Raw genomic sequence first — 20,189 nt, 5'->3', positions numbered from 1 at the left:
ACCGCACTGACCGCTTCTTTGCTGTGAATCACCTCAGCGTGCCTGCGCGATCACGGTGGGCTACCTAGGATGAGCGGCATGCGCGAGCCCATGGCCGGCAACCCGCCAGGGCCCACCACTGACGGCGACCCCGAGTCCCGGTCGTTCCGACAGGACGACCGGGTCCTCGTCGTCCTCGGATCTCTGTTCGTGCTGCTGCAGCTCGTGTACTGGACCTCCGACGAAAGGGCCGCGAGCGTGGCCTTCATCGTCATGCGGGTCGCCGCGGTCGTGACCTTCGCCTGGGGCGTCGCCCGTGCCCGTCCGGGATTCCGGCGGGACTGGGGGCTGATGCTGGCCGGCATGGTCGTCTGGGCCCTGGCCGAGGTGGCCGTGGCCGTGCGCATCGCCGTCCTCGGTGAGTATGGCGACTGGACGCCCGCCGGGGTCTTCGACATGGCTGGTTTCGTGCTCGTGTGCGCCGGCGTGGTGCGCCTCGCCTGCAAGGACGGCTTCGTGCGGGGGTCGGCGCTGTGGCTGGACTCGATGGCGTGCGTGGTGAGCCTGGCGATCTGCTGGTGGCTGCTCGTCGGCCAAGAGCTCTTCTCACACCCCGACCAGGCCCGCTCGACGACCCTGCTCGCCGCCGCCTATCCGCTCGGGGACAGCCTGATCGTGGCGGCGGCCGCGGTGCTGCTCAGCTCCCGCTCGGCCCATGCCATCTCCTATCGGCTGCTCGTGCTGGGGATGCTGGTGGGGGCCGTCTCGGACGTCGGCTTCGGCCTCTACGTCAGCGGCGAGATGCCCAGCAACCGCTCGGTGTACGCGCTGTGGATGGTGCAGAGCACCCTGCTCGCGACGGCGTCGGTCCTCGGTCGGCGACCAGGCCGGGAGCTGGCCTCGCGGGTCTCGGTCGCTGGGGTGCTGCTCGTCGTGTCGGCCCTCGTCGGCCCCGCCACCGTGCTGGCCGTCCTGTCCGCGCTCGGGCGGCACACGCATGCCTCGGCCGTGCTCGCGACCCTCGCGGGGACCCTGCTGCTACTGCTCATCGCCGCCACCCGGGTGCTGGTGCTCGTGCGCAGGATCGAGAAACAGTCCGACCAGCTGGCCCGGACCGCCCGCACCGACGAGCTGACGGGCCTGGCCAACCGGCGGGCCGGACTGCGCCTGATGGACGAGGCGATCGCCGCCGCCATGACCGGGGTGGGCGCCCGCCTCACCGTGGGGATGCTCGACCTGGACAATTTCAAGAGCTTCAACGATGCCCATGGCCACCTGCAGGGTGACCGCATCCTGCGGGCGTCCGCCCGCGCCTGGATCCAGGTGCTGGACGACGACGGGTCGATCTATCGCTATGGCGGCGAGGAGTTCGTCGTGATCCTGCCCAACCGGTCCGTCGCCGACGCCGAAAAGATCCTCGCCCGGATGCGCGCGGCGACCCCGGACGACCAGACCTTCTCCGCGGGGCTGGCCGCCTGGTCCGACGGCGACTCGTCCGAGACGCTTCTCGCGCGCGCCGACGTCTCGCTCTACGCCGCCAAGGAGGCGGGCCGCGCCCGCACGATGGTGATCGCGTGAGCGCCCGCGTCGAGGTCGGCCCCAGCTCCTACGAGCGCGCCGGGAGCCTGCGCCGGCGACGGCAGGACGCGCTCGCCCTGGGCCTGCTGGCCCTCGTGCTCGTCGTCGCGCAGGGGATCTACTGGGTCGTCGGGACCCCGGAGGCCCAGGGGGCCGCCTACGTCGGTTCGCGGGTGCTGTCCACGGCCGTGTTCGCCTACGGGGTCGCGCGCACCCGACCGGCATTCCGGGGCGAGCGGCGACTGCTGCTCGCGGCGATGCTGCTGTGGCTGGTGGGCGACGTCGTGGTCGCCGTCCAGGCCGTCCGGTCCGTCAGCCTGGACAGCTGGTCCTCCACCTCGCTCGTCGGGATCCTGTCCTACCTGTGCCTGTTCGCCGCCCTCGTGGGCATGGCGCGCCGGGAGGGAATCGTCGCCGGAGCGGCGGTCGTCCTCGACGTGGTGCTGTGCGCCGTGAGCCTGTCGGTCGTGTGGTGGCTGCTCATCGGCCAGCAGATCCTGCTCGCCCCGGGGGGCAGCGACCTGCGATCCCTGCTGGTGAGCTCCTACCCGCTGTGCGACGTGCTCGCGATCGCCGGCGCCGTGGCGGTGCTGAGCGCCCGGTCCGCGCACGAGTGGTGCACGCGCGCGCTGGCGCTGTCGGCCATGGTCGACGTCGTCGCCGACATCTGGTTCGGCTACTTCGTGGTGGGCCTCACGGACACGTGGTACTGGCCCCCGGCGCTGTGGATGGTGCAGTCCGTGCTCCTCGCCGCCGCCGCCGTCCTGTCCGGCCGCCCGGTGCGCGAGCCCAGCTCGCGGGTGTCGCGCTCCGGGGTGCTGATGATGGTGGGGGCCGTGGTGGCGCCGATGATGACCATCGCGGTGCAGACCATGGTCGGCCGCGCCCCGGCGACGCCCTCGTCGGTCGTGCTGTCGCTCGTGGGCACCGCGATGATGGTCGTCCTCGTCTGCGTACGCGTCCTGATCCTCGTGCGCCGCCTCGAGAAGCAGGCCAACGAGCTCGAGCAGACCGCGCGCACCGACGAGCTCACCCAGCTCCCCAACCGGCGGGCGGGGATGCGGCTGCTGCACGACAGCATCGGGCAGGTGGAGCAGGGGCGACTGGCCGGCCTGACCGTGGCCCTGCTCGACCTGGACCACTTCAAGAGCTTCAACGACACCCACGGGCACCTCCAGGGCGACCGCCTGCTCCGGGCCGCCGGCCTGTCCTGGGCGTCGGTGATCGGCCCGGGGGACATGCTCTTCCGCTATGGCGGTGAGGAGTTCGTCGTCATCATGCCCGAGGGCACCGTGGCCGAGACCCGCGCGGTCCTGCAGCGGATGCGCCGCGCGACGCCGCGCGGCCAGACCTTCTCGGCGGGGATCACGAGCCTGCGGGCCGGGGACACCGCCGAGGACGTCATCGGGCGCGCCGACGCCTCCCTGTATGCCGCCAAGGCCGCCGGACGCGATAGGAGCTGCATCAGCGCCTGACGCGGTGCGCATATCGAACGGGCGTGCATCCTGCGAACACGCCGTAGGCTGGTGCCACCCCGACCACCAGGAGCCCCGCCGTGAGCGTGCCCGTCGCCGTCGTCCCGCTGTCCTCGTCCGGTGCCGCCGGGCAGCCCAAGCCCCTGCTCGTCCTCGGCTCCTCCCTCGGCGTGGCCGTCGAGCGGCTGTGGGCCCCCGTCCTTCCCTTGCTGGGTGACCGCTACCACGTCCTCGGGTGGGACCTGCCCGGTCACGGCCGGACGCACCACGACGGCTCTGCCGGGTCGTTCAGCGTCGCCGACCTCGCGAGCGCCGTGGTCGAGCTGGCCGCCCGTCGCGGCACCCCCGGCCTGCCGGCGTACTACGCGGGCGTGAGCCTCGGCGGGGCGACCGGCCTGCAGGCCGCCGCCGACCACCCGGGCGCGTTCGCCGCCGTCGCCCTGGTGTGCTCCGCCGCGGCGCTCGGCACCCCCGAGGCGTGGACGCAGCGAGCCGTCACGGTCCGCGCCCAGGGGACGCCGGCGCTCGTCGAGGGCTCGGCGGCGCGGTGGTTCGCGCCCGGCTTCGCCGATCGTGAGCCGCAGGTCGCGGGGGGCCTGCTGCACGACCTCGCGCACGAGGTCGACGACGAGGGCTATGCGGCGTGCTGCGAGGCGCTCGCGGCATACGACCTGAGCGACCGGCTGGGCGAGGTGACCGACCCGGTGCTGGTGCTCAACGGGGCCGCCGACCAGGTCGTTCCGCCCGCGGCCGCGGAGCAGGTCGCCTCCGGGGTGGCCGACGGCCGCGCCGTGATCCTGCCCGAGGTCGGGCACCAGGCCCCGGTGGAGGACCCGACCGGCACCGCCGAGGCCCTTCTCGCCTTCTGCCGCTGACACCGACGACGTTCGAAGGAGAACGATCATGACCACCGACACCTATCTCTACGACGCCGTCCGGACGCCCTTCGGGCGGTTCGGCGGGGCCCTGGCCGGCACCCGGCCCGACGACCTCGCGGCCCACGTCGTGCGCGCCCTGGTCGACCGCTCGCCCGGGCTCGACCCCGAGCGCATCGACGCCGTGACCTTCGGCAACGCCAACGGCGCCGGCGAGGAGAACCGCAACGTCGCCCGCATGGCCACGCTGCTCGCCGGCCTGCCCGTCTCGATCCCCGGCAGCACGGTCAACCGGCTCTGCGGGTCGTCGCTCGACGCCGCCATGGTCGCCTCGCGGCAGGTGATGGCGGGCGACGCCGACCTGGTCCTCGTCGGCGGCGTGGAGTCGATGAGCCGCGACCCATGGGTGCTGCCCAAGACCAGCAAGCCCTACCCCGCCCACAACCTCACCGCCGAGAGCACCGCTCTCGGGTGGCGCCTGGTCAACCCCCGCATGCCTGGCCGGTGGACCGTCAGCCTCGGGGAGGCGACGGAGCAGCTCGCCGAGCTCCACGGGGTCTCGCGCGAGCGGCAGGACGCCTTCGCTGCCGAGCCGCACCGGCTCGCCGCTGCGGCCTGGGACGAGGGCCGGTATGCCGACCACGTGGTCACCGTGCCCGGGACGGACCTCGAGCGGGACGAGGGCATCCGCCCGGGCTCGACCCCCGAGACCCTGGCCGGGCTCAAGACCGTCTTTTGCACGGAGGGCGGCACGGTCACCGCGGGCAACGCCTCGCCCCTCAACGACGGGGCGTCCGCCGCGTTCGTGGGCTCCGAACGGGCGGCCGAGCTGCTGGGGCGCGACCCCCTGGCGCAGATCGTCTCCCGCGGCGAGGCCGCGAACGAGCCGCAGTACTTCGGCTACGCGCCCGTCGCGGCGGCGGAGCAGGCGCTGCGCCGCGCGGGCCTGACCTGGAGCGACATCGACGCGGTCGAGCTCAACGAGGCCTTCGCCGCCCAGTCCCTGGCCTGCCTGGACGCATGGGAGCGCGACGGCCTCGACGTGGGCGTCGTCAACCGCTGGGGCGGGGCGATCGCCATCGGCCACCCCCTCGGCGCATCGGGGTTGCGCGTGCTCGGCACGGTGGCTCGTCGCCTGGCCGCGACCGGTGGGCGCTACGGCCTGGCCGGGATCTGCATCGGCGTCGGCCAGGGGCTCGCCGTCGTCGTCGAGAACGTCGCCAGCGCCGGCACCACCGGCACCACCGGCACGAGGGAGGGAGCACGATGAGCGGGCTGCACGTGGCCGCGGACGTCGACGAGGCGGTCAGCATCGTCGAGGACGGTGACACCGTGCTGATCGGGGGCTTCGGCATCGCCGGGCAGCCGGTCGAGCTGATCGAGGCGCTGATCCGCAGCGGGGCCAGCGGCCTCACCGTCGTCAACAACAACGCCGGCAATGGCGACGAGGGCCTGGCCGCCCTGATCAAGAACGGCCAGGTCGCCAAGATGATCTGCTCGTTCCCGCGCCAGAGCGACTCGTGGCACTTCGACGAGGCCTATCGCGCCGGGCGGCTCGAGCTCGAGGTCGTGCCGCAGGGCACCCTCGCGGAGCGGATCCGCGCGGGGGGCGCCGGGATCGGTGGCTTCTTCACGCCCACGGCATACGGCACCCTGCTCGCCGAGGGCAAGGAGACGCGGGTGATCGACGGCCGCGGGTATGTCCTCGAGGCGCCGATCACCGGCGACGTGGCGCTGGTCAAGGCGCTGCGCAGCGACGCGATGGGCAACCTCGTCTATCGCAAGACCGCCCGCAACTTCGGGCCGGCCATGTGCACCGCGGTCACCCGCAGCGTGGTGCAGGTCGAGCAGCTCGTCCCCACAGGGGAGATCGACCCGGAGGTCGTCGTGACCCCCGGCATCTTCGTCGACACCGTCGTCGAGGTGCGCACCGCCAGCAGCGACAAGGAGGGCCTGCGATGACCGAGCCGACGACGGAGCCGACGCGCACGACTGCGAGCACGAGCGCGAGCACGGATGCCGAGCTGAGCAAGCAGGAGCTCGCCGCGCTGGCCGCCCACGACATCGAGCCGGGGTCCTTCGTCAACCTCGGGATCGGGCAGCCGACGCTGATCAGCGACTACCTGCGCGCGGAGCAGCAGATCACCCTGCACACCGAGAACGGCATGCTCGGGATGGGTCCGCAGGCGCACGGCGAGGACGTCGACGTGGACCTCATCAACGCCGGCAAGATCGCCGTCACCGAGCTGCCTGGGGCGTCCTACTTCCACCACGCCGACAGCTTCGCGATGATGCGTGGCGGTCACCTGGACGTCTGCGTCATGGGTGCCTTCCAGGTCTCGGCCGGGGGCGACCTCGCCAACTGGCACACGGGCGCACCCGACGCCATCCCCGCCGTCGGCGGCGCGATGGACCTCGCCATCGGCGCCAAGCAGACCTGGGTCATGATGTCGCTCTTCGCCAAGGACGGCTCGGCCAAGATCGTCCCCGAGCTGACCTATCCCGCGACGGGGCTGGCGTGCGTCCGGCGCGTCTACACCAGCCAGGCGGTGTTCCTGCTCGAGGAGCGTGGCGTGGTCGTGCGCGAGACCCACGGCATCGCCTTCGCCGAGCTGGCCGAGCGCCTCGACGTCCCCCTGATCGACGGGAGCACCGAGTCGGGCGACAGCGAGGAGTCCCGCGCCTGAGCCGCGCGCGAGGGTCATCGGGGACACCAGGGCCGCCGAGGGCCATCGGGGGTGCCGACAGGCATCGATCGGCAGCGAGGGGACGCAGATGTCCACGACACGCCGTCAGGCGCGACATTCGCGTCCCCTCGCGCCTCGCGCCTCGCGCCTCGCGCCTCGCGCCTCGCGTGTCGGGCGCGTGCGTGCGACCGGCTGGCAACGACCGCCCACCACGGGCGAGCCGCCTAGCCTGGAGCGGTGATCGACGAGACCGCCCTGCGTGCCGCCCTCGACCGCGAGTGGGCCTGGTGCGGCCTGCCCCGCGCCCCCGAGTGGGTGAGCCTGCTGGGGGAGGGAGAGTCGTATGCCGCCTGGCACGTCGCCACCCGGGGCGCCGACGTCGTGGTGCGGGTCGTGCGTCGCCCCACCGAGGATCTGCCGCGCGCCATGCGTGACGAGTTCACGGTGCTGCAGCTCCTGCCGGACGGGGTGGGCCCCGAGCCGGTGGCCCTGGACGAGAGCGGTGACCGGCTCGGCATACCGGCCATGGTCGTCGGGCTGGTGCCCGGCGAGGTGCTCACCGACACCGACGACTGGGACGACGAGCTGCTGACCAGGCTCGCGCAGGCCATCGCGCGCCTGCACGACCGGGCCTACCCGCGCTGCGGACCGGTCGGTGACCCGCAGCGCAGCACCGTCAGCATCGTCGGCGCCTTCGAGGCCGGGCTGGGGTGGTGGCTCGAGCACCAGCCGCAGGTGGTCGCCGACCCCGAGGTGCTGGCGCTGCTGCCGGGGGTGCGCGCCTACCTGGCGGAGCGCGAGCCGTGGTTCGAGCCGGTCCGCCGGTTCGCGCTGGTGCACGGCGACCTCGTCGCGGCCAACGTCCTCGTCGAGGCCGGCGAGCCGCGGCTGGTCGACTGGGAGTGGGCCGAGATCGACGACCCCGCCCGCGACCTCGGCTACCTCGGGGGGCGGCTCGCGAGCGAGGGCGTGCAGGTGCGGCTGGGGCGGGACCAGGTCGAGCAGCTCGTCCGGGCCTATCTCGACGCGGCCCCCGCCGACCTCCGGGCCACCGAGACCGTCGAGTCGCTGCTCGCCCGCCGCGACGCGTGGGAGGTGTGCGAGAGCCTGCTCGGCTCGCTGCATGACCGTCGGCTGCTCGCGGAGGGACGGCACGAGCCCGGGCTGACCGAGCGCCGGATCGCGGCGGCGACCTCCGGCCTGCGCGAGGTGGCACCAGACCCGGCCACGCTCGCCTGAGAGCGACCTGTTCGGGTGAACGGGGCGGTCACCCGATCGATGGTCAACCTCCGGGCCGTGGTCGGCGTCTACGGTGCGTAGCAGACAAGAAGGAGGCGGGACATGGGTCCGACGTCGCGGCTTGTCATCGCGGCCGCGATCGGCCTGGCGTTGGCAGTCCCACTGGTGGTGGCGGTGCTGGTGTACCGCCGCTCGGCAGGGCGGGGGACGGGGCGCCGCGTGGCGGTCTCGGCCGGGGTGGCGGTGTCGATCGTCCTGTCCCAGGTGCTCGCCATCGGGGGGCTCGTCCTGGTCGTCAACCGGGACTTCGGCTTCTTCCCACCTGGTCCTCGCTCGCCGCGGCGTCCGAGGACGACAACCCGTTCGCCGCCGTCGCGCAGCCTGCCTCGGGCGGGGCCATGACCACGGACGAGCTGAAGCAGATCCGGGTGCGCGGCTGGGCTCCCCGCAAGGTCCAGCCGCCCAAGGGCGACGGGCTCTACCGCGACTACGTCGTGTCCGGCGTGCAGTCCGGGACGACCGCCAAGGTCGTCGTGTGGATGCCCCCGGGCCACGAGCACGCCGCCAACGCCAAGGGCCTGCCGGTCGTGTTCGTGCTGGGCGGCGCCTACGGCCCCGTCGACAACGTGGCGACCTCCCTGCAGTTCGCCCAGAAGGCCGCCCCGCTGATCCGCTCCAAGCAGATCCCGCCGTTCGTGGCGGTCATGCCGGAGGTCAACATCAAGCTCCCGCAGGACACGGAGTGCACGGACTACCCGGGGGGTCCGCAGGCCTACACCTGGCTCGCCCGGGACGTGCCCGCCTGGGCGCAGCACACGCTCGGCGTCGTCCAGCCCGGTCCCCGCTGGTCGGTGCTGGGGTGGTCGCTCGGTGGCTACTGCGCGGCCAAGCTCCACGCCGCCGAGCCGCAGACGTTCGGCTCCGGGGCGTCGCTGCAGGGATACTTCGCTCCGTCGGTGGACGGCTCGACCGGCACCCTCGCGAGCGTCCTCCAGCGCGACCCCGCGCTGCTGCAGCGCTCGGACGTGGCGTGGCTGCTGCGCAACCGCCCGCCGGCCCGCACCCGGCTGCTGGCGATGTCCTCGCCGGCCGACGCCCAGAGCTGGCAGCTGACGCAGCAGTTCTTCGGCGCCACCAAGGGCCTGCCCGGGATCACCCCGATGGTCGTGGACAACGCCGGGCACACCTACACGTCCTGGCGCGAGGCCCTGCCGAGGACCCTCACCTTCCTGCTCAAGGACGCCGGGGCCAAGGGCTGAGCCTCACATCCGGTCGGTCGGCTCCAGCGGCTCGGGACGCCGGGTCGTGCGCAGCCCGCGCCCGGCCCGGGGCCGGGTGGCCAGCAGGTGCAGGCCCAGCACCCCGGTGCCCAGCACGATCAGCAGCAGGCTGGTCAGGGCGAGGCTCAGCAGCGACGCGGTGGCGACCGGCACGACCACGCCGGCCAGGGCGGCGTTGAACGCCAGCTGCACGAACGACGATGCGGACGCCGCCGTGCCCCGGGCGTCCGGGTGGAGGTCCAGCACGGCGAGCTGCAGCACCGGGAAGGCCATCGCCACGCCCAGCGCCATCAGCGAGGGGCCGACCACGGGCCAGGGGAGACGGGCCGGGTCTGGCGTCGCCGCCAGGACCACGGTGAGCACGCCCGAGGCCAGGGCGATCGTCATACCGACCATGACCTGGGTCCGTCCGGTGATCCGACCCGCGAGGCGTCCGCTGACGAAGGCGCCGGTCACCATGCACCCGATCATCGGGACGAAGAAGAGCCAGAAGTCCCCGCTACCCAGCCCGAGCAGGTCCACCACGAAGATCGGCGCGCCGGCGATGTAGAGGAACTGGCCGGCGAAGGTCAGGGTGCAGGCCAGCGCGATCCGCCAGAAGGCCGCCCCGCGGGCGATCCGCACCAGGCTGCCGACGGCCGCGCCGAGGCGCAGGGGAGTACGGGCCTTGGGCGGGTGGGTCTCGGGCAGCACCAGCAGCACCGCGCCGGCCATGAGCAGGCCGAAGGCGGCGAGGAACCAGAAGACCAGCGGCCACCGGCCGAGGCCGAGCAGCGCGCCGCCGATGATCGGGGCGATCGCCGGGGCGACGCCGAAGATCATCGCCACGTGGCTCATCAGCCGCTGGGCCTCGGGCCCGTCGAACAGGTCCCGGACCACCGCCCGGCTCACGATCTGGCCCGCTCCGGCCGAGAACCCCTGCAGGGCGCGGCAGACCAGCAGGACGGGGAGGCTGGTGGACAGGGCGCACCCGACGGACGCCAGCACGAAGACGGCGATGCCCGCGACCATGACCGGGCGACGGCCCACGGCGTCCGACAGCGGGCCGTGCACCAGGCTCATGATCGCGAAGGCCAGCAGGTAGACGCTGACCACCTGCTGCATGGCCGTGCTGCCCACCTCGAGCTCGGCCCCCATCTGCTGGAACGCCGGGAACGCGGTGTCGATGCTGAACGGGCCGAACATCGACAGCCCGGCGAGCACGAGGGTGAGCCCCATCCCCGCACGTCGGGGGGTGGGGTGGGCCGGGGTCACCCGACCATCCTGGCACGGTGCTCATCCGTCACTCTGAGTTGCGATGGGTGCGGATCATTGGGGTATGTCGTGCCGGGGCTTCACCCGTTCGGTCCTGTCCGTTATCGTTTCGTTATGTCGCTGCGAGGCATCCCGTTATCTCGCTGTGACCTGCGGAAACACGGTCCTGTCATTCCCCGGCATCACCTGATGTTCACTCCTGCGTCCCTTGTCACACAGCGTGAGGCCACCCCGATGTCGAGGACCGCGTACCGCTACGGTCTCTCGCTCCGTACTCTTGACCCATAGGGTCGACGCGCCAGCCGCGGTCGACCCCTCTCCATCGCGTCGCCCGGGGGCGTCGCGCACGATCGGTCACAGCTCCAGAGGGGACATCAGTGCAGTCCACGCCACGCGTCCGTCGCGGCCCAGGGGCCGGCGCGCGCGCCGCGTCCGTCAGCGTGACGGTCGCCCTGCTCACCCTCGGCCTCGTCGCGCCCGCCTCGGCCGACCCGGCTCCGTCCCCCACCGGCAGCACGCAGTCGCTGCCGTCCGAGCAGGACGTGGCCGCGGCCAACCGGGCCGCCGCCGACCAGGAGGCCCAGGTCGCCACCCCCCAGGCGCAGTATGCCGCCGCGGCCGACCGCCTCGAGCTGGCCCGGCGCGAGGCCGCGCTGGCCGCCGAGCAGTACAACGGCGCCAAGGTGCGCCTGGACGCGTCCACCAAGGCCTTCGCGGACGCGGACGCCAAGGCGCGCGCCGCCGAGCGTGCCCTCGCCACGGCCAAGGTCAACCTCGGTCGCGTGGCGGCGGAGACCTACGAGTCGGGCCACGACCTGCACGGTCTCGAGGCGCTCGTGAGCCCCGGCGGCCCGCAGGCCGTCCTCGACCGTGCCTCCGGCCTCGCCACGCTCGGCGAGCTGCAGACCGGCGTCGTGCGCCAGGCCACGGGCGACCTCACGCGGGCGACCGAGCTGCGTCGTGCCGCCCAGCGGGCCCAGGACCAGCGCAAGGCCGACGAGACGGCGGCGCTCGCCGCCCGCACCCGCGCCGGGGCGACCGAGCAGGCGGCCGTCGCCGCCGCCCAGGCCACCCAGGCCGCCCAGGACCAGGCGCTCGCGACGCTCGCCCGGCTCAACCAGACCTCCGTCGACCTGGAGCGCCGCCGCCAGGAGGGCCTGCGCCTCGAGGCGGACCAGCGCGCCGCCGCCGCCCGCGAGGCCGCTGCCCTCGCCGAGGCCGCGCAGCGCGACTCCGAGAGCCTGTCCGCCGACGCGGAGGCGGCCGAGGCCGCCGCCGCGACCGCCGCCAAGGAGCGTGCGGCGGCCCTGCGTGCCGCTGCCGACCGCAGCACGGCGGAGCAGACCCGCGACACGACCCAGGCCGCCGCCGACCGTGCGGCCCGCGAGGCCGACGCCCAAGAGGCCGCCGCCGACCGCACCGCCGCCGGGACCGGCGCCGGCGCCACCGATCACGCCGCCACGGTCGCCGCCAGCCGCCGCAAGGCTCGCGCGGCCCGGGCTCGCGCCCAGGAGCTGGCGGCCGAGGCGAGCCGGGCCCGCAAGGCCGCCGACCGGGCCCGCGCCGCAGCCGAGGCGGCGGAGCGCTCCGCGACCCGTGCCTCCCGCCGCGTGCCGGGCTACGTCCCCGGCAGCGCCGTCTCCGTCGGGGCGCCCAACCCGCGCGCCAAGAAGGCCATCGACTTCGCCATGTCGCAGGTGGGCGACTGGTACCTCTGGGGTGGGGCCGGCCCGGACCGCTGGGACTGCTCCGGCCTCGTGCAGGGCGCCTGGGGTGCGGCCGGCTCGCGCCTGGACCACTACTCCGGCTCGCAGTGGGCGCAGACCCAGCGGCTGCCGCTGTCCCAGCTCCAGCCCGGCGACCTCGTGTTCTTCGGCAAGGACGCGGCCTCGATCCACCACGTGGGCATGTACATCGGCAACGGCAAGATGGTCAACGCTCCGCACACCGGGGCCCAGGTCCGGGTCGAGTCGATGTACTGGTCCGACCTGCTGCCCTACGGCGGGCGCGTGCGCTGACGCGCGGCACGAACTGAGCTCTGGGCTCGAGTTGGGTCGTCTGGACCCCGCCCTGCGACCCGTGGGCCGCACGAAGTGAGCTCCGAGCTCAGGTTGGGTCGCCTGGACCTGGTTCTGGGGCGCGTGGACGGCACGAAGTGAGCTGCGGGCTCGAGTTGGGTCGTCTGGACCTGGTTCTGGGGCGCGTGGGCGGCACGAAGTGAGCTGCGGGCTCGGGTCGGGTCGTGTGGGCCGACGGGTGCCCCCACGCACGAGAGCGGCGGCTCCTCCGGGTGGAGGGGCCGCCGCTCTCGGCATACGGGGTCCGACCGAGTGGGCCGGACGAGCCGTCAGTGCGACTGGTGCGGGGCGGGCCAGCGCAGGGTCGTGACGTTGTTGTCCTTGGCGCGCTGGATGGCCTCGACGACGATCTCCTCGGCGCGCTCGCGACCGGCCCAGAAGGCGCCCTCGACGGACTTGCCGGGCTCGAGGTCCTTGTAGGTCTCGAAGAAGTGCTGGATCTCCAGGCGGTCGAAGTCGGAGATGTGGTCGAGCTCGGTGATGTGCTCCTGGCGCGGGTCGCCGGCCGGGATGCACAGCAGCTTGTCGTCGCCGCCGGCCTCGTCGCGCATGTGGAACAGGCCGATGGGGCGGGCCCGGACCAGGCAGCCGGGGAAGGTCGGCTCGTCGAGCAGCACCAGCGCGTCGAGCGGGTCGCCGTCCTCGCCGAGGCTGTCCTCGACGTAGCCGTAGTCGGCGGGGTAGCGGGTGGACGTGAACAGCATGCGGTCCAGGCGGATCCGGCCGGACTCGTGGTCGACCTCGTACTTGTTGCGGTGACCCGACGGGATCTCGATGGTGACGTCCAGCTCCACTGGTGGCCCCTTTGCGTGGCTATCGGTGCAGCCCGGCGCCCTGGCCTAGGCTGCGAAACGGTCGATCGAATCGTTGGCCACCAACCTACCCACAGTCAGGGGGCGGCCGTGCGTCGGATGACCGTAATCGCGTGCGTCGCCACGCTCGGTGTGGCCGTTGCCACATATGGCGTCCTGGACGCGCACGACAAGGTCCCCGGCATCCTCACGATCGACCGCGACCCCTCGCCCCTGGCGTCACCTGCCCCCGGCGTCCCCTCGACGACGGCGACCGACGGCAGCCAGGCGTCCCGCGTGGTCGTGCCGACTCCCATCCCCCCGGTGGCCAGGTCCGCGGCCTCGTCGGGCGCGCCGCAGCCTGCCGCCGCGGCGCTGCGCTCGGCGCTCGCCCCGGCGCTCGCGGACCCCCGGCTGGGACGGTCCGTCGGACTGACGGTCCGGGACGGTATGACGGGCGCGCACCTGCTCGACGTGGCCGCCGACCAGCCGCGCACCCCCGCCTCGACGACCAAGCTCCTGACGGCGGCCGCCGTCGTGCCCTCCCTCGGCCCGGAGACCCGGCTGCGGACGACGACCGTCCTCGCGCCGGACGGGCGGGTGGTGCTGCGCGCGGGCGGCGACATGATGCTGGCGCGCGGCCCGTCGCGCCCCGGCGAGGTCGAGGGGCACGCCGGGGTGGGGACGCTCGCGGCGCAGACCGCGGCGGCGCTGCGCTCGGCCGGACGCACGACCGTCACGCTGGGCCTCGACACGACCTATGCCGACGGGGAGGACTACGCGCCGACCTGGGACCGCGCGTACTACCCGGAGGCGATCGTCGGCAAGGTGGCGATGCTCGGCCTCGCGGACGGCCTCGTGGCTCCCGGTGGCCCTGGTCCGGCCGACCCCGCGGGCGAGGTGGCCGAGGTCCTTCGCTCCGAGCTGGGCCGGGCCGGCATCAGCGTGCGCGGTGACCTGGTCCGCGCCGCGGCCCCCGGCGGCAGCCGCCCGCTGGCGGCCGTGTCGTCGGCGCCCGTCGCGGACGTGATGGCCGTCGCGCTGGCCCGCAGCGACAACGCCGTCACCGAGTCGCTGGCCCGTCAGGCGGCGGTGCGAGCCGGCGCGGGTGGCGGGTTCGCCGAGGTGGCGCGGTGGGTGCAGGCCGAGCTCGCGCGCCGCGGGCACGACGTGACCGGCGTCCGCCTGGTCGACACCAGCGGCTTGTCCAAGGGCACGGAGGTGCCCGCCCGCCTCGTGGGGGACGTGATCGTGGCCGGCACCTCGGGGCGTGACCCGGGCATGGCCCGCGTGGTCGAGGACCTGCCGGTGGCCGGGCTGTCCGGCACGCTGGCGGGGCGCTACGTCTCGGGGCCGGCGGCGTCAGGTGCCGGCCTCGTGCGGGCCAAGACCGGCACGCTCACCGGCATCAGCTCGCTCGGCGGCACGGTCGTGGACGCGGACGGCCGGCTGCTCGCCTTCGCCGTGCTGGCCGACGGCATCCCCTCCTCGTCCGGCACCGAGGGGGCGCGCGCGGCGCTCGATGCGCTGGTCGCACGCCTGGCGAGCTGTGGGTGCCGGTGACCGCGCGCTCCCCGTCTGCGCTGCCGTCCTCCGTCTCGGCCCTCCGCGCCCGTCTCGGGTTGCAGCACGAGACGGGCGCGGCGACGTGAGACGGAGGACGCCACACGAGACGGGCGCGGCGACGCGAGACGGGGGACGCCACGCGAGGCGGGGGACGCCGCACGAGACGGGGGCGCCGAGCCGGGACGGCGGGCGCCGAGCCGGGACGGCGGGCGCCGAGGCGGGCGGTCCGGCATACCGGCTCGTCCTCCGACGGGAACGGATCGCGACCCCGAGAGGTTGACCACGTCATGAGCCAGGACACCAGGCACGACCAGCGTCCCGACACCACCGAGCTCGTCGACTGGGACTTCGCCGCCGCCACCGGCCGCCGCCTCGTGCCGCGCGGCCCCCAGGTGACGCCGGCCGAGGCCGCCGAGGCGGTGCGTGCCCTGCGCGACGCCGCCGTGCGCTCGGCCCAGCACGTCGCCGACACCGCCCGCATGCACGCCCCCGCCAGCGCCGAGCCCGCCCGCGTGGTGGATCGTGGCGGATGGATCGACGCCAACGTCCGCTCGATGCGCGGGATGATCGCCCCCGTCCAGGACAAGCTCCTCGCCTCGCGCACCAGCCCGGTCGGTCCCGCCGCCGCGGCCGTCGGCGGCAAGGTGACGGGCGGCGAGACCGGCGCGCTGATGGCCTTCCTCGCGAGCAAGGTCCTCGGGCAGTACGACCTGGCCCCCGGCGGCACCCCCCAGCTGCTGCTCGTGGCCCCCAACGTCGTCGAGGTGGAGCGCGAGCTCGACCTCGACCCGGCCGACTTCCGCCAGTGGGTGTGCCTGCACGAGGAGACCCACCGGGTGCAGTTCACCGCCGTGCCGTGGCTGCGCGAGCACATGCTCGAGCGCACGCGGGCGCTGAGCGTCGACCTGGTGCCCGACCCCGACCAGCTGGCCTCGCGCCTGTCGATGGTCGTGCGCAACCTGCCCGACGCGGTGCGCGAGGGCGGCAACGGGCTGTCCGACCTGGTCACGACCCCCCAGCAGCGTGAGGAGATCGCCCGCCTGACGGCCATCATGAGCCTGCTCGAGGGGCACGCCGACGTGATCATGGACGACGTGGGCCCGGCCGTCATCCCCACCGTCGACGTCATCCGTGCGCGGTTCGACGAGCGTCGCGGCGGTCGTTCCTCGCTCGACCGGATCATCCGGCGGCTGCTCGGCCTCGAGGCCAAGATGCGGCAGTACTCCGACGGCGCCGTCTTCGTCCACGGCGTCGTCGACGAGGTCGGCATGGACGGCTTCAACGCCGTGTGGGAGTCGCCCGAGACGCTGCCGTCCCCGGCCGAGATCGGCGACCACCGCCTGTGGCTCGCCCGCGTCCACGGCTGAGCCCACCACCAAGCCCACCACCGAGCCCCCCACTGAGCTTTCCACGCAGCCGTATGTCGTCCCCGCCCGCCGCCGTCGCCGCCTGCCGTCTCGCGGCGCGGCGGCTGCTGGACGAGCTCCCCGACGGGCCGGTGCTCGTGGGGTGCAGCGGCGGGACCGACTCCCTGGCGCTGGCGAGCGTGGTGGCGTTCGAGGTCGACAAGACCGGCCGTCCCGCGGGCGCCGTCGTCGTCGACCACGGGGTGCAGGCAGGGTCCGCCGACGTGGCGGCCCGCGCCGCCGACCAGTGTCGCGGGCTGGGTCTGGACCCCGTCGTGGTCCGCCGCGTCACGGTCGACCCGCGCCACCCCGGCGGGCCCGAGGACGCGGCGCGCGACGCCCGCCACACCGCGCTGCGCGCCGAGGCCGAGCGCCTCGGCGCGGTGGCCGTGCTGCTCGCGCACACCCGCGACGACCAGGCGGAGCAGGTGCTCCTCGGGCTCGCCCGCGGGTCCGGGGCCCGCTCCCTCGCCGGTATGCCGGCGCGCCGTGGCCTGCTCGCCCGCCCCTTCCTCGCGGTGACCCGCGCGGACACGGCGGCCGTCTGCGCGCACGACCACCTCGAGCCCTGGCACGACCCGCACAACACCGACCCGGCCTACGCCCGTGTGCGGGCCCGCGGCGCGATGACGGTGCTGGAGGAGGCGCTGGGCCCCGGCATACGAGCCGCTCTGGCCCGGTCGGCCGACCGGCTGCGGGCCGACGCCGACGCGCTGGACGCCCTGGCCGCGGACTGGCTGGCCGAGCACCCCGAGCACACCGCGCCGCCCACGACCCTCGACCGACCCGAGCCGCCTGCGCACGTGGAGTCCGCGACGGACCCCGGCCATCCGCAACCCCCTCCCGCCCTCACGGGCCTGCCGGCCCACGACCTCGCGACCCTGCCGGCGGCCGTCCGCACCCGTGTGCTGCGCCTGGCCGCGCTCGCTGCGGGAGCGCCCTCCGGTGCGCTCACGGCCGCGCACGTCCTCGCGACGGACCGGCTCCTGACACACTGGCGGGGGCAGGGCCCGGTGTCCTTGCCGGGGCACCTGGCCGCGACCAGGACCCCTGGCCGGGCCGGTCGGATCGTGATCGGGCCCCTCGATCGGGTTGAATGAACGTCGTCAGGGCCGCGAGGACGACCAGACGGACACACCACGCGCACCGAGCCGGACCGAGGAGACGCAGTGCAAGCGAGCGACATGGGCGACGACCTCGCCGAGGTGCTCTACACCGAGGAGCAGATCCAGGAGCGGCTGGCCGAGATCGCCGCGGAGATCTGGCGGGACTACCAGGGCAAGGACGTCCTGCTCGTCGGGGTCCTCAAGGGCGCCGTGATGGTCATGGCCGACCTCATGCGTCACCTGCCGGGCAGCGTCGAGATGGACTGGATGGCCATCTCGTCCTACGGCTCGGGCACCAAGAGCTCCGGCGTCGTGCGGATCCTCAAGGACCTCGACACCGACATCACCGACCGGCACGTCCTCATCGTCGAGGACATCATCGACTCGGGGCTCACCCTGTCGTGGACCCGCTCCAACCTGGAGTCCCGCAAGCCGGCGTCGCTGGAGATCATGACGCTGCTGCGCAAGCCCGACGTGGTCAAGGTCCCGATCGACGTCCGCTACGTCGGCTTCGACATCCCCGACGAGTTCGTCGTCGGCTACGGCCTCGACTACGACCAGCAGTACCGCAACCTGCGCGAGATCGGGCTGCTGGCCCCGCACGTCTACAGCTGACGGGCGCCGGCGCCGACCGTATGCCGCGCGCCGGGCCCACCGCAGGCCCTCGCAGGCGCTCGGACCGGCCGGAACACGTCAGCCCGCTCGCTCGTTGTCCCCCTCGGTGCCGGCAACGGTCTCTCAACTCCTCGGCCTCGGCCGAACCGCTTGATCAGGAAGGGACGGGGTCGCACCCCGCACGTACATGAACGCGAAGCGCATCGCACGAAGCCCCTGGATGTGGGCGGTCGTCGTCAGCCTGCTGCTGGCAGCCTGGCTGTCGGTCGGGCAGCAGTCCGACTTCCGCGAGGTCGACACGTCGGCCGCGGTCCAGCTGATCCAGCAGGACAAGGTGGAGTCGGCCAAGCTGGTCGACGGCAACCGCATCGACCTGACCCTCAAGGACGGCAGCGAGTACACCGGCGGCAAGGTCAAGGACGCCAAGCACGTCCGGGCCCACTACATCGAGCCGCGCGGCCCCGAGCTGGTCAAGCTCCTCGACGCGCACAAGCCCTCGGCGGGCTACGACGAGGAGCCGCCGACGGACTCGCCGTTCCTGGCGCTGCTCGGCTACCTGCTGCCCCTGCTGCTCTTCGGCGCCTTCGCGTGGTTCATCATGAGCTCGATGCAGGGCGGCGGCTCCAAGGTCATGCAGTTCGGCAAGTCCAAGGCCAAGCTGGCCACCAAGGACATGCCGCAGGTGACCTTCAACGACGTCGCCGGCGCGGACGAGGCGGTCGAGGAGCTCGAGGAGATCAAGGAGTTCCTGGTCGAGCCCGAGAAGTTCGCGGCCGTCGGGGCCAAGATCCCCAAGGGCGTCCTGCTCTACGGCCAGCCCGGCACGGGCAAGACCCTGCTGGCCCGCGCCGTCGCGGGCGAGGCGGGCGTCCCGTTCTTCTCGATCTCCGGCTCGGACTTCGTCGAGATGTTCGTCGGCGTCGGTGCCTCCCGCGTGCGTGACCTGTTCGAGCAGGCCAAGGCCAGCGCGCCGGCCATCATCTTCGTCGACGAGATCGACGCCGTGGGTCGCCACCGCGGCGCGGGGCTCGGCGGCGGCCACGACGAGCGCGAGCAGACGCTCAACCAGCTGCTCGTCGAGATGGACGGCTTCGACGTCAAGACCAATGTCATCCTCATCGCGGCGACCAACCGCCCCGACATCCTCGACCCGGCGCTGCTGCGCCCGGGCCGCTTCGACCGGCAGATCGCCGTCGAGGCCCCGGACATGCTCGGCCGCCACCACATCCTGCAGGTGCACGCCAAGTCCAAGCCGCTGGCCGACGACGTCGACCTGATGGCCGTGGCCCGCCGCACCCCTGGTATGACGGGCGCCGACCTCGCGAACGTGCTCAACGAGGCGGCGCTGCTGACGGCCCGCTCCAACCTCCTGCAGATCACCAACGCCATCGTCGACGAGGCGATCGACCGCGTGATCGCCGGCCCGCAGAAGCGCACCCGCATCATGTCGGCCAAGGAGAAGAAGATCACGGCCTACCACGAGGGCGGTCACGCGCTCGTGGCGGCGTCGATGCGGCACACCGACCCGGTCAGCAAGATCACGATCCTGCCGCGCGGCCGGGCCCTCGGCTACACGATGGTCCTGCCCAACGACGACAAGTACTCCACGACCCGCAACGAGATCCTCGACCAGCTGGCCTACGCCCTGGGCGGTCGCGTCGCGGAGGAGATGATCTTCCACGACCCCACCACGGGTGCCTCCAACGACATCGAGAAGGCCACGAGCATGGCCCGCAAGATGGTCACGCAGTTCGGCATGTCCGAGCGGGTCGGCGCGATCAAGCTCGGCCAGGAGCAGGGCGAGGTCTTCCTCGGCCGCGACTACGGTCACCAGCGCGACTACTCCGAGAAGGTCGCGGGCATCGTCGACGAGGAGGTCCGCCGCCTCATCGAGTACGCCCACGACGAGGCCTGGCACGCGCTCGGCGAGAACCGCGACGTGCTCGACCGCCTGGTCCTGGAGCTCCTCGAGAAGGAGACGCTCGGCCGCGAGGAGCTGGCCGTGATCTTCGCCGACGTCGTCAAGCGCCCCGAGCGCCCGGTCTGGCTGTCCAGCGAGGACCGGCACGTCAGCGACCGTCCGCCGGTGCTCACGCCGGCCGAGGAGATGGCGCTGCAGTCCGGCGAGCCGCGCGCCGTCGAGGCGGTCGAGGCCCAGGTCGAGCAGCAGGTCGGGGACAACCCCGACCCCGGGCGCGAGTACCCGCCCACCCAGGTGATCGAGCTCCCCGGCGACGACCGGGTCGACCCCGGGCACTGA

The 20,189-nt window shown here is 73.6% G+C and carries 17 protein-coding genes; 15 read left to right on the top strand and 2 right to left on the bottom strand.

Annotated features, from left to right (window positions below):
* Nucleotides 1-78: 78 nt before the first annotated feature.
* The 9 genes from B4E97_RS11330 (at nucleotide 79) to B4E97_RS11290 (ending at nucleotide 9,092) form a co-directional block, all read left to right on the top strand.
* Nucleotides 79-1,557, top strand: coding sequence for a GGDEF domain-containing protein (locus B4E97_RS11330; RefSeq protein WP_286955451.1), 1,479 nt, complete (start codon nucleotides 79-81; stop codon nucleotides 1,555-1,557).
* A complete protein-coding gene (locus tag B4E97_RS11325) occupies nucleotides 1,554-3,032 on the top strand; it encodes a GGDEF domain-containing protein (RefSeq protein ID WP_286955449.1) in 1,479 nt (492 codons plus the stop codon). The genes B4E97_RS11330 and B4E97_RS11325 overlap by 4 nt, the downstream gene beginning before the upstream one ends.
* Nucleotides 3,033-3,112: 80 nt before the next feature.
* Nucleotides 3,113-3,907, top strand: a complete 795-nt coding sequence (locus tag B4E97_RS11320; protein ID WP_286955448.1) for an alpha/beta fold hydrolase — start codon at nucleotides 3,113-3,115, stop codon at nucleotides 3,905-3,907.
* 28 nt (nucleotides 3,908-3,935) lie between these two features.
* Nucleotides 3,936-5,177: a thiolase family protein gene (locus tag B4E97_RS11315; RefSeq protein ID WP_286955447.1), complete on the top strand. Its 1,242-nt coding sequence runs from the start codon at nucleotides 3,936-3,938 to the stop codon at nucleotides 5,175-5,177.
* Nucleotides 5,174-5,869, top strand: a complete 696-nt coding sequence (locus tag B4E97_RS11310; protein ID WP_019286511.1) for a 3-oxoacid CoA-transferase subunit A — start codon at nucleotides 5,174-5,176, stop codon at nucleotides 5,867-5,869. The genes B4E97_RS11315 and B4E97_RS11310 overlap by 4 nt, the downstream gene beginning before the upstream one ends.
* Entirely contained in the window at nucleotides 5,866-6,594 is a 729-nt protein-coding gene (locus B4E97_RS11305) for a CoA-transferase (protein ID WP_286955442.1), read from the top strand. The genes B4E97_RS11310 and B4E97_RS11305 overlap by 4 nt, the downstream gene beginning before the upstream one ends.
* Before the next feature lie 237 nt (nucleotides 6,595-6,831).
* Entirely contained in the window at nucleotides 6,832-7,833 is a 1,002-nt protein-coding gene (locus B4E97_RS11300) for a phosphotransferase family protein (RefSeq protein WP_239262221.1), read from the top strand.
* Nucleotides 7,834-7,935: 102 nt separating this feature from the next.
* On the top strand, nucleotides 7,936-8,235 hold the full coding sequence (locus B4E97_RS11295; RefSeq protein ID WP_286955438.1) for a hypothetical protein: 300 nt from the start codon (nucleotides 7,936-7,938) through the stop codon (nucleotides 8,233-8,235).
* Nucleotides 8,232-9,092 carry an alpha/beta hydrolase gene (locus B4E97_RS11290; protein WP_286955436.1) on the top strand — a complete coding sequence of 287 codons (861 nt, stop codon included), beginning with the start codon at nucleotides 8,232-8,234 and terminating at the stop codon, nucleotides 9,090-9,092. Before B4E97_RS11295 ends, B4E97_RS11290 begins: the two co-directional genes overlap by 4 nt.
* Before the next feature lie 3 nt (nucleotides 9,093-9,095).
* Here the strand turns inward: B4E97_RS11290 and B4E97_RS11285 are convergent, their stop codons facing one another.
* Nucleotides 9,096-10,367 (bottom strand): multidrug effflux MFS transporter, encoded by a 1,272-nt coding sequence (locus tag B4E97_RS11285; protein WP_286955435.1) that lies wholly within the window; start codon nucleotides 10,365-10,367, stop codon nucleotides 9,096-9,098.
* Nucleotides 10,368-10,744: 377 nt separating this feature from the next.
* Here B4E97_RS11285 and B4E97_RS11280 point away from each other — a divergent pair, with 377 nt between their 5' ends.
* Nucleotides 10,745-12,385 carry a C40 family peptidase gene (locus tag B4E97_RS11280; protein ID WP_286959929.1) on the top strand — a complete coding sequence of 547 codons (1,641 nt, stop codon included), beginning with the start codon at nucleotides 10,745-10,747 and terminating at the stop codon, nucleotides 12,383-12,385.
* Nucleotides 12,386-12,714: 329 nt separating this feature from the next.
* Here the strand turns inward: B4E97_RS11280 and B4E97_RS11275 are convergent, their stop codons facing one another.
* Entirely contained in the window at nucleotides 12,715-13,239 is a 525-nt protein-coding gene (locus B4E97_RS11275) for an inorganic diphosphatase (RefSeq protein WP_019286505.1), read from the bottom strand.
* Nucleotides 13,240-13,389: 150 nt separating this feature from the next.
* Here B4E97_RS11275 and dacB point away from each other — a divergent pair, with 150 nt between their 5' ends.
* The 5 genes from dacB (at nucleotide 13,390) to ftsH (ending at nucleotide 20,189) form a co-directional block, all read left to right on the top strand.
* Nucleotides 13,390-14,799 (top strand): D-alanyl-D-alanine carboxypeptidase/D-alanyl-D-alanine endopeptidase, encoded by a 1,410-nt coding sequence (dacB, locus tag B4E97_RS11270; RefSeq protein WP_286958143.1) that lies wholly within the window; start codon nucleotides 13,390-13,392, stop codon nucleotides 14,797-14,799.
* Nucleotides 14,800-15,089: 290 nt separating this feature from the next.
* Nucleotides 15,090-16,169 (top strand): zinc-dependent metalloprotease, encoded by a 1,080-nt coding sequence (locus B4E97_RS11265; protein ID WP_286959928.1) that lies wholly within the window; start codon nucleotides 15,090-15,092, stop codon nucleotides 16,167-16,169.
* 53 nt (nucleotides 16,170-16,222) lie between these two features.
* Complete coding sequence (gene tilS / locus B4E97_RS11260; protein WP_286959927.1) at nucleotides 16,223-17,308, top strand: tRNA lysidine(34) synthetase TilS; 1,086 nt, start codon at nucleotides 16,223-16,225, stop codon at nucleotides 17,306-17,308.
* 69 nt (nucleotides 17,309-17,377) lie between these two features.
* Nucleotides 17,378-17,929, top strand: a complete 552-nt coding sequence (hpt, locus tag B4E97_RS11255) for a hypoxanthine phosphoribosyltransferase (RefSeq protein ID WP_029212523.1) — start codon at nucleotides 17,378-17,380, stop codon at nucleotides 17,927-17,929.
* Nucleotides 17,930-18,116: 187 nt separating this feature from the next.
* Nucleotides 18,117-20,189 carry an ATP-dependent zinc metalloprotease FtsH gene (gene ftsH / locus B4E97_RS11250; protein WP_286959926.1) on the top strand — a complete coding sequence of 691 codons (2,073 nt, stop codon included), beginning with the start codon at nucleotides 18,117-18,119 and terminating at the stop codon, nucleotides 20,187-20,189.

The organism is Arsenicicoccus sp. UBA7492, from assembly GCF_002479615.1.
Classification (GTDB): Bacteria; Actinomycetota; Actinomycetes; order Actinomycetales; family Dermatophilaceae; genus Arsenicicoccus; species Arsenicicoccus bolidensis.
Note: the sequence above shows the minus strand (reverse complement) of the source record. Positions and strands in the feature narration are given on the sequence as shown.